This window comes from Treponema sp. UBA7567 (assembly GCF_002476655.1).
In the GTDB taxonomy this organism is placed as follows: Bacteria; Spirochaetota; Spirochaetia; order Treponematales; family Treponemataceae; genus Treponema_D.
In genome coordinates, this window is the sequence record NZ_DLLH01000076.1 from 1 (window position 1) to 13,125 (window position 13,125).

Consider the following 13,125-nt stretch of genomic DNA (forward strand, 5'->3'; position numbering starts at 1 on the left):
GCGCTTTTGTGTACGAATTTTCTTCCCCGGCTGAACTGTAATTTTCATTGTTCAGTCCACGGTTTAAAACCATTTTTTTGCTTCTTTTTGCTTCTTTTTGTTGCTGCGCAAGGTTTTTTGCAGACAGCAGAATTTCGCCGGCTTCGTCCGCCCTTATGTGCAAAAGTTGCGCAATCTGCGATTCTTCGGTTTTTGCAAGGTTTTCGATTGTTGTAAAAGTTTTTAGAAGCAATTTTTCTCTTTTTTCGCCAATGTGCGGCAATGTCGAAAAAATGCTCACTGTGTTTTCTTTTGTTCTTAAAGTCTGGTTTCTGCTGGTCGCAAAACGGTGTGTTTCATCTCTGACGCGCTGCAAAAGCCTTAGAGCGTCGCTTTGTTTTGGAAGGCGGATTGGTTTTGAGGTATGAGGCCGCCATATTTCTTCGTCGCGTTTTGCAAGTCCTGCAATCGGAATATCAAGATCAAGCGCCTTTAATATTCCATCAACTGCATTTACTTGGCCTATGCCGCCGTCTATTAAAATCAAGTCCGGCAAACTTTCATTTTCATTTTTGAGCCGGCTGTAGCGTCTTGTCGCCGCTTCGCGCATTGATGCAAAATCGTCAATTACGCCGTCTGTTGTCTTCAGACGGAAATATCTGTAATTTTTTTTGTCGGGATTTCCTTTCCAAAAACTGATAAGAGAAGCAACTGGAAATTTTCCGCCAATGTGGGCAATATCGAAACCTTCGATTCTGTCTGGAATCCGTGGAAGTCCGAGAAGTTTTTTCAATTCTTCAAGGGCCGGCATATCCCCGCGTTCCCTCAGTCTCCGGATAATGTCTTCGTGGGCGTTGTTTTTTGCCATGTTGAGAATTGCTGCGTGCCGTCTGTTTTCGGCAGAAAAACGCCTGTCGTCCTGGGAACATTTTACCGTCACAAGCTTTGTCTTCGGTTTTTGAGCCTGTTTTTCGTCCGGCTTTAAATTTTCCAGCCATTCCCCCAAAACCTTCGAGTTGTCTTCTTCGGAAATAAAAACTGAAGGCGGCAAGTCTGCTGTATCCGAATAATATGCGGCTGCAAATTCTTCAAGAAGCTCATCGTCATCTGCAATGCTTTCTACCCGGAAATTGTCGCGCCCGAGCAGTTTTCCGCCACGGATTTTTAAGACAGTAAAACTTACGAGTTCGCCCTCGCGCCAGTGAGAAATGTAGTCGCGGTCATCCACCGAAGCAAAATCTTCGACAAGATTCTGGTTTTGCATGACGGTCAAAGCGCGCAGTCCGTCGCGGATTCTTGCGGCTTTTTCAAAATTTAGCGAAGCGGCAGCGGCTTTCATAATTGATGTCAATTTTGCGGCAGTTTCATCACCTTTTTCCTCAAGCAAGGACTTTATTTCTTCGATAAATTCATTATAGGAATCTTTATCAATTTTTCCGCAGCAAGGCGCTTTACAACGGCCGATGTGGTAATACATGCAGGGAGCTGTTCTTTTTTTGAATGTCCGGCAATGTCTTACAGGATAAACTTTGTAAAGTGTCTCTATAAAAGTTTCGAGGGCTCCTGAATCAGGATACGGTCCGTAATAAATTGAGCCGTCTTTTTTGATTTGCCGCGTCTTGAAAACCCGTGGGAATTCTTCATTCGTAATTTTTAGCGAAGGATAGGATTTTCCGTCTTTTAGTTGAATATTGTAGCGCGGCGAATATTTTTTTATAAGGTTGTTTTCGAGAAGAAACGCCTCGTATTCGTTTGACGTGGTTATGTATTCAATCGAGCTTGCGTTTGTCACCAAAAGTTGAACTTTGATGTGGCGCTCACCGGAAAAATACGAAGAGAGACGGTTTTTTAGGTTTTTGGCTTTGCCGACATAAATGACAGTTCCTTTTTCGTTTCGCCATAAATACACACCGCTGGAGGAAGGTGCTTTTAGTGCGGTTTCGTGAAGAATTTCATAGGCCGGATTAACTGAAGTATTCATTATGAGTTTTATGAAAAAAAATATATTAAAATTGAGTCTAGCATATTTTGCTTCGGCTTTTGTGCTTGTGTCAACAGCCGCCGCTTCAGAAAAAACTTTGGTTCTTGGCGGAAAAAACGGCTGGAATGATTTTTTTATAAAAAAAGGAATTACGACAGGACAGGGACGTTTTGGTTTTGATGCTCTCCAGCTTTCTTCTCAAACTCAAATTGTCGACGTAGATACAGAACTGTTTTTACTTTTTGAAAACGGAAAAATTTCGGATTTTGATGGAAAAGGAAATTATAAAATAATAGAAAATAATCTTTTGCCTGTAAAAGACGCTGCAAAAGGAAACGGAGCCGCTTTAAGCCGCGGAGAAAAAAAAGGTTTGGTCTTAAAAAAAGATACATCGCCTTTTTCCGGAAGCTATGCTCCTGGAAGCTCATTTTCGGTCGAATTCTGGATTTCGCCGTCGCTTGCAGAAAATGGCGAAAAAATTTATTCATGGCAGACTTCAATAAATTATTCAAAATACACGGATTTTCAGACGGTTAGCGCTGTTTTTTTGAACAATCGGATTGAATGGAGATTTTTAAATGTATTTCCGGGGCTTTCTGAGCGCGAAGTTGTCTTAAAAGGCTCAACTCCGGTGATTCCTCAAAAATGGAGCCGTCATACAGTAAGTTTTGATGAGGAAACCGGATGTCTTGAATATCTTGTTGACGGAAAAACCGAAGACATAAAATTTATAACTTCGACTCGCCACGAAAGCGGAACAGTCTGCACTCCAGTCATTGGGAAAAATTCAACAATCGAAATCTGTCCTTCTTTTACCGGGAAAATTGACAGCATATGTATAAAAAATGCCGCTTATAAAGGCGATGAAAATATTCTCGCAAGCGGAAACGAATCTTTTAAGGCGGAAGGCGGCCGTTTTGAAACAAGGCCAATCCTTGTAAGCCGCGCCTCAAGTTTTGACAGCCTTGAGGGAATCGTAAGTGTTCCTGCCCAGACCGAATTGAAATTTTTTGTGCGTGCTGGCGACAATTGCTACGGCTGGACAGAAAATTATCCTGAATGGAAAGAAATTTCGCTGGACGAAAAAATAGAAGGCGTTAGCGGACAATATTTTCAAATTGCTTCCGAACTTTTGCCGGACGGAAATTGCCAGCAAACTCCGAAAATTACGGAATTGACCGTAAAATATACAGAACCCGAAGCTCCGCTTCCTCCGTTTTTTGTAAAGGCAGTTCCCGGCGACGGCGAAGTTACTTTAAGCTGGCGTTTTTCGATTGACGACAATGCCGGCGGCTACTATGTTTATTACGGCTCAAAGCCGGGAGAATATCTTGGCAGAGCTGCAGTTGAAGGAGTTTCTCCTGTGAATGCTGGAAATTCAACTTCAATTACGCTGACAGGACTTAACAACGGAACGATTTACTATTTTGCGGTTTCGACATATTCAAAACTGGATGAAAACATAAACGGCCAGCTTTCCAATGAAGTTTTTGCCCGTCCAGCAAAACGGCTTGCAAAAAAATAAATTCCGCTGACTTAACTGACTGGAGAAGATTTATGGTCCCAAATCAACTTTTGCTTTCGAGGGCACGTTCTGCAACTTTGGCGCGAGATTTTGATCTTGCCGCACGCCTTTACCGCCAGCTTTTGCGAGAAGACAGAAACAATGTTGAACTTTTAAAACAGCTTGGAAATCTTTACATGAAAAGCGGCCGGGATGACCTTGCTCTTCCTGTCTTTAAAAATATAGTTGAGCTTTCAAAAGGCGATTTTGACTCTTTAATAACTCTTGGCGGAATTTACCGGCGTTTAAAAATGTACGAAGATTCAATCGCCATCCTTGAACAGGCTTTGATTTTTGACAGCGACAATCCCCAGGTTTCATACAATCTTGGTTTTACCTACAAAATTATGGGCGACACGGAAAATGCAATCAAATGTTTTGAAGATACGATTGAAATGAACCCGGAAGATGTTCTTGCTTACAATCATCTTGGAACAATTTATGCTCAAAAAAATGAACACGAAAAAGCCGTCCAGTGGTATTTGCGCGGGCTGAATGTCGACTCAAACCATCCAGTTCTTTTGCTAAATATTGCAAAAAGTTATGAAGAACTTGGAGATTATAAAAAAGCCTGCGAGTCATATTCCAGGGCTTTGCGTTCAAAACCGCTTTGGAATGATGCAGTCGGTGGATTTTCGCGCCTCCTCGTAAAAATAAATCGCGCTCAAGAAGCTCATGAACTTGTAAAACGGGCGCTGTCGGTCAACCCAAATGACGAAATTCTCGAAGAAAATTTAAAATATGTGGAAAAATTTGTTGAAAAAAACAAAGATGATGAAAATCTGGACGGAAACAAAATTCAGCCGGAAAATCAAGAATCCGCCTCAGAGAAATTAAATTTAAACGGCGAAAAATCTGATTTTGAAAAAGAAAGTCAGGACGAAGAAAATGCCGGAATTCAGCCAGAAATTGAATTAGAGCAGACCGAAGAAAATCTTGCGGAGGAAAAACCGGAAGACGAAACTTTGGCGGAAGCAGAAAATGAAGAAGACGAAACCGAAGAAAATTCTAGCCTTGACGAATTAAAACTCGGTGATGATGAAAATTTTGATTTTGAAACTTTTGGTCAGGAAGATTTTGAAGATGAAGACATTCCCGAACTGGAAGAAAATGGGCAAGATGAAGAAAATGAACCGGAATTGACGGAAGAAAAACAAAATTCGCCAGAAGAGAGTCCGCAGAAAATTCAGCAAGCCGCAGGCTTAAAACCTTCAGAACAGCCAGCCATAGAAAAGTTGCCGGAACTCGAAAGTTTTGATGATGAAGCACAAGGTTTTTCAGAATTTGAAAGTTTTGACGATAAATCTCAAGATATTCCAGATGGAATTTCTGTTTTTTCTCAGGAATTAGAAGCTATTGAACCGTTTGATTTTCTTGAACCGGAACCTGTTGAAGAACTTCCTCAAAATCCAAAAGTTGCGCTTTTTATAAAACTTCGTGAGCTCCTGGAATTCTTGCCTGAAGAAAAAAAATGCGAATTTCAGACCAGTGAAACCCGCATTCTCCTTGATTTTGTAATTTCCCGGCTTTCGGGCAAAAAAGGTCTTTTTGAAAAGGCAAATGAGCTTATTGAAGGCGGTTTTGTTCAGCCTGCCGGACAAAAAATCGGACAAAGTTCATCTTCTCGACAGCTTTTGTCCGACGGTTTTAAAGTCGTAAAGGAGCTTTCTAACAAAATTCCAGATAAAAATCTTGTTTTCGCAATGGAAAATTTGCTCAAAAAAATTCCTTTTTAACGGTAAATAATCTTGCTGTGAGTAATTACTTCGTTTCCGTCTTCGGTAATAAGAACATCGTTTTCCAGACGTGCGCCGCCAAGTTTTGAATCGTAAAGTCCAGGCTCAAGAGTGACAATCATTCCCGGCTTAAAAACAAGGTCGTCGCTCTGTTTTGCGCTTACCCGTGGAAATTCATGGATTTCAAGTCCGATTCCATGTCCCAAAGTATGAGGCATTTCGCGCTTTGCTTTTTTGAAAACTTCGTCAGCAACAAGACCTGCCATTTTGATTTTTTCACCATTTTTATAGTAAGGCAGAGCTTCTTTTGCGGCTTTTTCTACAAGTTCAACAAGTTTTTTCTGTTCATCGGTTGCATCTTTTACAACTGTGAGTGTAGTGTCGGAAGTGTAGCCTTCAAAAACAACTCCAAAATCAAGAATTGAAAGACCTTTTCCAGGCCATGGAGCGCTTGTGTAGCCTGGAAAAGCGTGAATTGCAAAACTTCTTGAAGAACCTGCGGCCAAAGTGTCAAAACCGTTTCTTTCGCAGCCGTTGAGCCTCAATTCTCGTTCAATCAAAAGCGAAACATCCATTTCTGTTTTGATAGAGCCGTCATCAATTCCATTTTCGATTTTTTCGATTATCATGTCTCCGACTCTTGCCGCTTCTTTTGTACATTCAATCTCGTATTCATCTTTGCAGGCGCGCAGAGAAAGCACATAGTCATGAACAGAATTTTCTCTGCACAAAACGTCCCAGCCTTGCAACGCGTCTACGTACTTTAAAAACAGCGGATATGGAGTTGCAGGCGAAACTTCAACTTTGAGGCGCGGATCATTTTTTTTGAAAGACTTTAAAACTTCCCGAACGGCTTCAATATTTTTTCTGTCATACTTATTATATGGAACGATTTTAACATCAACGCTTCGCTCTTTTGCAAGATTTTCGTCCCAAGGAACAAGCGCATTTTTTCCATCGCTAGAACAAATCCAAAGCGCGTCCGAAGGATGTCCGGTAAAATAGCGGACGCTCAAGTCTCTGCGGCCTTCGGTGTCCTCAAAAACCGCCGCAGTGATTTTGTTTTCTTTCATAAATGCAAAAAGTTTTTCACGTCTGGCAGCATATATTTTTTTTAATTCATCTTTTGTGTAATTTTTCATTTAGAATTATCTCCCTAAATCAAATTGTATTTTAACATAAATTTTGTTTTTGTTCGGACGGTTTGTTTATTGAAAACTGTTCTTCAAATTATTTTTTTACTTTTTTTAGAACCATATTTTTAGCGCTTGCAAGCATAGGATCTTTTGTTATAAGCAAAAGTAAAATTCCTGCAAAAGCAAAAACTATTGCTGTCAAAATTACTGCTCCTCCAAATTCTACAAATCTTCCGCGGCCTGCAAACAAAGCAGATGTCGCGTTTTTAACGAGAATTGCCGGAACTGCTGCAATTATCGAAAGCACGGCAATTTTTAGCGAATACAAAATTGTTCCGCCGACAACGGCTTTTACGTCAATCTGTTCATTTTTTTTAAGAAAAACAAAAAGCAAAACGGAATTTGCAAGGCTTCCGAGGGTGAGCGCCAGAGCAATTCCTCCTCCGCTCATAGGTTTTATCAAAATAAGCGCAAAAATCATATTTATTGCAAGTCCAAAAATTCCTGCCAGAGTAGGGGTTTTTGTGTTTCCCTGTGCATAAAAAGCAGGAGCGACAACTCTGTTCATTGCAATAAAAAAAAGTCCTGCAATATGAAATCGAAATGCCGCAAGAGTAAGATGAACTGATTCATCATTAAAATTTTTCGATTTATAGACAAGAGAAATAATTTCTTTGCCACATACAAGCGAATAAAAAGTTACTGGAATCGAAATCAGAGCGATAATTTTGATTGCCTGCGAAAGAAGCCTGTTAAAATTTTCCCATTTTTGTGTTTTTGCAAGTCCGCTCAAATCCGGCAAAATTACGGTTCCAATCGAAACAGCAAAAATTCCTAGAATCAGTTCTTGAAGGCGCAGACTGTACTGGAGAGAAGAAACTATTCCTGTTCCTGCTTTTCCTGCAAGAGCCGTCGAAATCACATCATTCAGCTGATAAGCAGCCATTCCAATTACTGTCGGACCTACAAGCGCAATAACTTTTTTAGTGCCAGGGTTTTTAAACGCTTTTTTGAGCGAAGTAAAATGGCAAAACCAGCCGGTTTTTATTACAAAAGGAAGCTGAAAAATTGCCTGGACACAACCGCCGATCAAAACTCCGAGCGACATTGCGCGGGCTGCCATTTGTGCGCGAAGTTCTGCGCCGGCGACATTTTTTGTAAGGATCGGAGTAAAAATATAAGTGCAGGCAATTACAATTGAATTAAAAAGAACTGGAGTAAAACCTGAAGGACTGAAAATTTTTACGCCATTTAAAATTCCCTGAAAAAAAGCTGCGACCGAAATTACAAAAAGGTAAGGAAACATTATTCTCGTAAGAAGAACTGCTTCCGCCGTTAAAACAGAATCCGACGCGTCTAAAAAAAACGGAATAATCAGCGGAGAAAACGCGATTCCAAGGATTACAACAACGGTTGTGCAAAAGCTTATGAGTGTTATTGTTGAATTTAAGAATTCCTTTGTTTTTTTTAATTCGTCCGAATTTTTTCCAGAATCTGCAGAATCTTCAAGATACCCTCGAAAAGTCGGAATAAAAGCGACAGAAATTGAGTTTTCGGCAAAAAGTCTTCTCAAAAGATTTGGAATCATAAAAGCAATTCCAAATGCGTCCGCAAATTTTGAAGTTCCTAAAAAAGAGGCTTTTGTCATTTCGCGGACAAGTCCTAAAATTCTTGAGCAAAGCGTAAAAAATGAGAGAGAAAGCCCGGATGCAAGAAGTGATTTTTTTGTATTTGATTTTTTTTGTCCGGCCGCAATATTTTTTGCAGGAGAATTGTTTTCTGTATTCATACTTATAGAGAATATATTTTTAACCTGGTGTTTGCAATGACATTTTTTTATTCGTTTTCTTGCGCTTTTAAGATTGCGGTTTTATACTAAAAACTGGGGAAAATCTAAAATGTCCAGAAAACAATTTTTTCAAAAGGTCGGCCAGACAAGAATTGTACCAATTTCCTTAAAAATTGTCGCAGTTTTTACAGTTCTTTTATTGCTTTCAAATTTCACAACAAATACAATCAATCTACTTTTGAGCCAAAAGCAAATTATCAATTTAAACAATACGATTATGGTGAGCCAGCTCAAAGATTTGTATTCAGCCGCAGGAAATCAATATCAGATTTTTTCTTTTAACGGCGAGAGACAGACTTGTATTGAAGCGTTGAAGAGCGTTTCAAAAAAAGGCTTTGATTTTCCAAAGAGTTTTGCGGCTGCAATCGACAGGCAAGGAAACATTCTTTTTGAAGTTTATGCTGACGGCACAGAAACAGACGAGCAGAAAATTTTTCAGGCTCAGCTTGACGACGCTCAGAAACCGGAAAATGTAAATTCTGGCGAAACTGAGCAACAAGAAAAAAAAGACTACAGTTTTTTTGACAAAGCTGCTCTTGCCCGGATAAATTCAGATTATGAAAATGGAATTTTTGACGGTTCTTTGAATTTTGAGACGGAAAAAGGTTCGTATTTTGGAGTTTACAAATATCAGGAAGACTGGCAGTGCTACTTTATCCGAGGCGAATCCCGCGCAGACACAAATCATTCGACTTTTGTCGTTCTTGCCGTAATTTCACTCATAATTTTTATTCTTCTGGTTGCTTTTCTAATCGTAGGTTTTAAGGTTTTTGGAAAAATTCTTGCAAATGTCAAAAAAATCACGAGCAGCCTTTACCAGATGCAGCAAAATCAAAAACTCGAAACAATCGATTTGTCTTCTTCTCCAAACGATGACATAACTTATCTTGCGGCAAGTTTTAATTCACTTTCTTCGACAATCAGCAATCTTCTTGGAATTTTTCAAAAATTTGTTTCTAAAGACGTTGTGGCAAAAGCTTATAACGAGCATCAAATTCGGCTTGAAGGAAAACGACGCAACCTGACGATTTTATTTTCAGACATAAAAAGTTTTACTTACAGAACGGAAACTCTCGGAAACGACATAATCGACCTTTTAAACGTTCATTACGACCGTGTAATTCACGCTGTCCATGAAAACTGTGGAGTAATCGGTTCAATTATCGGAGATGCAATTCTTGCCATTTACGGGACTGCTTCTTCAAAGAAAAAATCCTTTGAGGCTGTGGAGTCGGCCTGGAACATTACAAAACTGACGGCGCAGCTGCGCGAAAAAATGATTCTTCGCCGGACAGAAATCGAAAAAGAACGGACTTTGACCGAAGCCGAAGACCGGGTTTTTAAGGCTGTTTTAATCGACGTTGGAGTTGGAATTGACGGCGGAAACGTCTTTTACGGAAATATCGGCTCAGACGAGCACATGACAAACACTGTAATCGGCGACAATGTAAACTCAGCAAGCCGTCTTGAAGGTTTGACGCGAATTTATCATCTTCCTGTAATCTGCTCTGAATACGTAAAAAACGAAGTTGAAAGTTTTTCGGACAAATACACATTCTACGAAATTGACACTGTTCAGGTAAAAGGCAAAACAGAAGGAAAAAAAATATTTTTCCCTGTAAGCCTTGAAGAAGGCGAGCCTGAGCTAAAAACAAAATTTGGACTTTTCGAAACCGCGCTTTCTGCCTATTACTCAGGCGACTGGAACTCGGCCAGAAAATCATTTAAAGACTGCGGACTTGAAGCAGCTCAGGTCTTTTTGGAAAGAATGGGCAAGCTCAAGGCTCCTGACGGCTGGATGGGAATATGGACAATGACAACAAAATAAACGAACTTCAGGAAGCTAAAACTCACAAAGAAGTTCAGCTTTTCTTAAAAGACGAATTAAAAAAATTAAGTTACTCAAAAGCGGCGCAATACAACCTCGAAGAAGAATATGCGCGTACAAAACAGCACAAAAACCGTTCTGTAGTCATAATTCTTTGCGTGTGCGCCGTTGTCGTAACCCTTTTAGTTGCCGGACTTACGCTTTTTATTACTTCTCAAAACAGAAAAATCAAGGTTAATATCGACACTTTCAACGATTTAAATCTTCGTGCTCTTCTCAATTCTGCCGGAAGAACAGAATCTCTTTATGCAAACGCGCTTCAGGCAAAAGAAATGCTCGTTTCTCAGCGCGATGACGAATTGAACGCAGCCGACCAAAAACGCGAAAATGATTTATATGTTTTGCGTACAGTTTCAAAAGTTTCAAGCAAAGATGCAATTGCCCGAAAAACCTTGCAAATTCAGGAAGAATACAAAAATTCTGTAAAAAGCATACGCGGAAAATACGAGCCGGAAATTCAGGCCGCCGACGCAAAAATTGCAGAAATTAAGGAAAAACTTTCAGGCTACGACCCGCAAAAACTTTCTGCAGCCCAGGCAGACGAAGCTGTTCTCGACAGCCAAAAACAACTAAACGATATTCAAATTCGAAACCTCGAAAAAAAATACCAGAATCGCATAAGTGAATTAAAAACTCAGATGATTTTGCAGCAACGCGAAGCCGTAAAACAGCAACGCGAAGCAGTCGAAAACGTCAGAAAAACATATCAGGCAAAAATCGACCTTCTCGACCCGGACGCACGCAGCCAGTCTGCGCTTCAGGACAAGATAATTTTAGAAACGGGAATTCCAAAAAATGCGGTATCAACAGCCGCAATCCAGTTCAATTCTCGTTTTGAACCTTCAGAATATCTTTCGCAATTCAAGTCGCCGTCAGAAGTTTTTTCTTCTTCCGTCAAAAATGCCGCAGTTTATCTCGACGACTTAAACACGATTGCCAACCGTTTTTCAACAATTCCTCTCGAAAACACAATCCGCCATTACGTTCCGGCAATGCAGCGTCTGGCTTTTTCGATTACGACAGAAATGGCGCAGGCTCAAAACCAGATGCAGACTCAAATCGATGGCTTAAAAACAAAAATTTCACAAAAAGATGCCCAGATTTCAGAATTTCAAGACGCTTTTGAAGAAATTTGCCTTTCAGACAAAACATTCCCGGCCCATGCTTGCATAATCAATTCTTCGGACAAGAATAATCTAAAACTTTATGTTGCAAATTCAGCCAAAGACCTTGTTTCGCCAGAAATTCAAACTTTTGACGCGCAAATTCGCGACGGAAAACGCATTCTTTGCGAACTTACAGTAACAAAAAACGCCCAAAACTATACCGCCGCTCCAAAAAATACAACAAAAAACTTTAATCTAGACGTGCTTTCGGCAGGAGCGCGCGTTTATTTTGTGATTCCAGCGCCAGAAAATCAAAAAAAATAGAATTTGGACGGCATTTTTTGCTCTAACCTGCTTTCCGCCGTTTCATTCGACAAGTCGAACGCTTCGCGCGGCTGCAATCAGGCGTAAGTTTTTTGTAAAAACATTCAAATTCTACTATAAAAGCGGCAAATTTGCCTAATCTGTTGAATTTTCAAAATATAAGTGCTAAATTTATCAGAAGCTTAAAAATAAAAAATTTTATAACTTTTCATATATATACATCCGTAAAATTTGAGGTACTTGATGGAACTTTCCAATGTTAAATTTACTCCTGCGTCAACTCCAATCCGTATTGGTATTGATGTTGGCTCTACAACTGTAAAAGTCGTTTGTCTTGATCAAAACGATAAAGTGATTTACGGCGATTATCAGCGCCATCGTGCAGACATTCGCAATACAATTATCACGGTTGTTACAAAGGCTCTGGAAGAAGTTGAAAAAAAACTGGGTGAGAACAATACTGTTTCTGTAAAAGTTACAGGTTCTGGCGGTCTTTCTGTTTCTCAGTGGCTTAATATTCCTTTTATTCAGGAAGTAGTTGCAGCCACAACTGCTGTAAAAAAACTCATTCCTCAGACAGACGTTGTGATCGAGCTTGGCGGAGAAGACGCAAAAATTACATATTTTACCGGCGGTGTTGAACAGCGCATGAACGGAACTTGTGCCGGCGGTACTGGAGCTTTTATTGACCAGATGGCAGCTCTTTTGGAAACTGATGCTTCCGGNNGAAACCGACGCGCCAGGTCTTAACAAGCTTGCGGCCGGTTACGAAACAATTTATCCGATTGCCGCCCGCTGCGGTGTTTTTGCAAAAACTGACGTTCAGCCGCTTATTAACGAAGGCGCCCGCCGCGAAGACATTGCCGCTTCGATTTTTCAGGCGGTTGTAAACCAGACTATTTCTGGTCTTGCATGCGGCAAACCAATCCGCGGAAATGTGGCGTTTTTGGGAGGGCCGCTTCACTTTCTGGATCAGCTGCGTCAGCGCTTTATCGAAACATTAAAGCTTACTCCGGAAGAAACAATCGTTCCTGAAGATTCTCAGCTTTTTGTTGCTGCCGGAGCGGCATATTCTGCAGAAAAAAAACTTTCATGTGTAGGAGCAGAATCTCCAAAACAGTTTTTGACTATTGCTCAGTTTAAGGACAGCCTTAAAAATCTCAATGGCGCGGAATTAAACGAAGTTCAGCGCCTTGAACCGCTTTTTAAGGACGAAGAGGATTTAAGAATTTTCCGTGAGCGCCATGCAAAGGACAAGGCAAAGCGCGGAAAACTTGCAGATGAACACGGCCCTCTGTTTCTCGGTCTTGATGCCGGTTCAACTACAACAAAAGCCGTTCTCATCAATAAAAAAGGCGAAATTCTCTGGGATTTCTACGATGTAAATGCAGGAAATCCTGTCGAGCTTGCTGTCCGCGTTTTAAAAACTCTTTATAAAATTTTGCCGAAAGACTGCTATATTGCGCGTTCTGTTTCGACAGGTTATGGCGAGGCGCTTTTCCAGGCGGCACTCGGAGTTGATGCTGGCGAAGTAGAAACAATCACTCACTATCGCGCCGCGT

General features: G+C 40.5%; 8 protein-coding genes. 5 read left to right on the plus strand and 3 right to left on the minus strand.

Annotated elements, in window-relative coordinates:
* On the minus strand, positions 1 to 1,960 hold a 1,960-nt coding region (gene uvrC, locus B3Y13_RS09460), incomplete at its 3' end, for an excinuclease ABC subunit UvrC (protein ID WP_296694174.1).
* 10 nt (positions 1,961 to 1,970) lie between these two features.
* On the opposite strand from uvrC, the gene B3Y13_RS09465 reads away from it, so the two are divergent.
* Positions 1,971 to 3,485, plus strand: a complete 1,515-nt coding sequence (locus tag B3Y13_RS09465) for a fibronectin type III domain-containing protein (protein ID WP_296694176.1) — start codon at positions 1,971 to 1,973, stop codon at positions 3,483 to 3,485.
* 32 nt (positions 3,486 to 3,517) lie between these two features.
* Positions 3,518 to 5,260 carry a tetratricopeptide repeat protein gene (locus B3Y13_RS09470; protein WP_296694179.1) on the plus strand — a complete coding sequence of 581 codons (1,743 nt, stop codon included), beginning with the start codon at positions 3,518 to 3,520 and terminating at the stop codon, positions 5,258 to 5,260.
* Here B3Y13_RS09470 and B3Y13_RS09475 read toward each other — a convergent pair.
* Together B3Y13_RS09475 and murJ are read right to left on the minus strand one after the other, a co-directional pair.
* Entirely contained in the window at positions 5,257 to 6,402 is a 1,146-nt protein-coding gene (locus B3Y13_RS09475; RefSeq protein WP_296666658.1) for a M24 family metallopeptidase, read from the minus strand. The genes B3Y13_RS09470 and B3Y13_RS09475 overlap by 4 nt on opposite strands.
* An 88-nt stretch (positions 6,403 to 6,490) precedes the next feature.
* Positions 6,491 to 8,185 (minus strand): murein biosynthesis integral membrane protein MurJ, encoded by a 1,695-nt coding sequence (gene murJ / locus B3Y13_RS09480; RefSeq protein WP_296694182.1) that lies wholly within the window; start codon positions 8,183 to 8,185, stop codon positions 6,491 to 6,493.
* Between the two features lie 109 nt (positions 8,186 to 8,294).
* On the opposite strand from murJ, the gene B3Y13_RS09485 reads away from it, so the two are divergent.
* From B3Y13_RS09485 to B3Y13_RS09950, 3 genes are all read left to right on the plus strand, one after another.
* Entirely contained in the window at positions 8,295 to 10,073 is a 1,779-nt protein-coding gene (locus B3Y13_RS09485) for an adenylate/guanylate cyclase domain-containing protein (RefSeq protein WP_296666665.1), read from the plus strand.
* A complete protein-coding gene (locus B3Y13_RS09490; RefSeq protein WP_296666668.1) occupies positions 10,052 to 11,563 on the plus strand; it encodes a hypothetical protein in 1,512 nt (503 codons plus the stop codon). Before B3Y13_RS09485 ends, B3Y13_RS09490 begins: the two co-directional genes overlap by 22 nt.
* Positions 11,564 to 11,806: 243 nt before the next feature.
* Positions 11,807 to 12,313 carry a BadF/BadG/BcrA/BcrD ATPase family protein gene (locus B3Y13_RS09950; RefSeq protein WP_422664336.1) on the plus strand — a complete coding sequence of 169 codons (507 nt, stop codon included), beginning with the start codon at positions 11,807 to 11,809 and terminating at the stop codon, positions 12,311 to 12,313.
* Positions 12,314 to 13,125 lie beyond the last annotated feature (812 nt).

Coding starts and splice junctions, on each gene's coding strand:
- B3Y13_RS09465 (WP_296694176.1), top strand. CDS start 1,971: ATGAAAAAAAATATATTAAAATTGAGTCTAGCATATTTTGCTTCGGCT.
- B3Y13_RS09470 (WP_296694179.1), top strand. CDS start 3,518: ATGGTCCCAAATCAACTTTTGCTTTCGAGGGCACGTTCTGCAACTTTG.
- B3Y13_RS09475 (WP_296666658.1), bottom strand. CDS start 6,402: ATGAAAAATTACACAAAAGATGAATTAAAAAAAATATATGCTGCCAGA.
- murJ (WP_296694182.1), bottom strand. CDS start 8,185: ATGAATACAGAAAACAATTCTCCTGCAAAAAATATTGCGGCCGGACAA.
- B3Y13_RS09485 (WP_296666665.1), top strand. CDS start 8,295: ATGTCCAGAAAACAATTTTTTCAAAAGGTCGGCCAGACAAGAATTGTA.
- B3Y13_RS09490 (WP_296666668.1), top strand. CDS start 10,052: ATGGACAATGACAACAAAATAAACGAACTTCAGGAAGCTAAAACTCAC.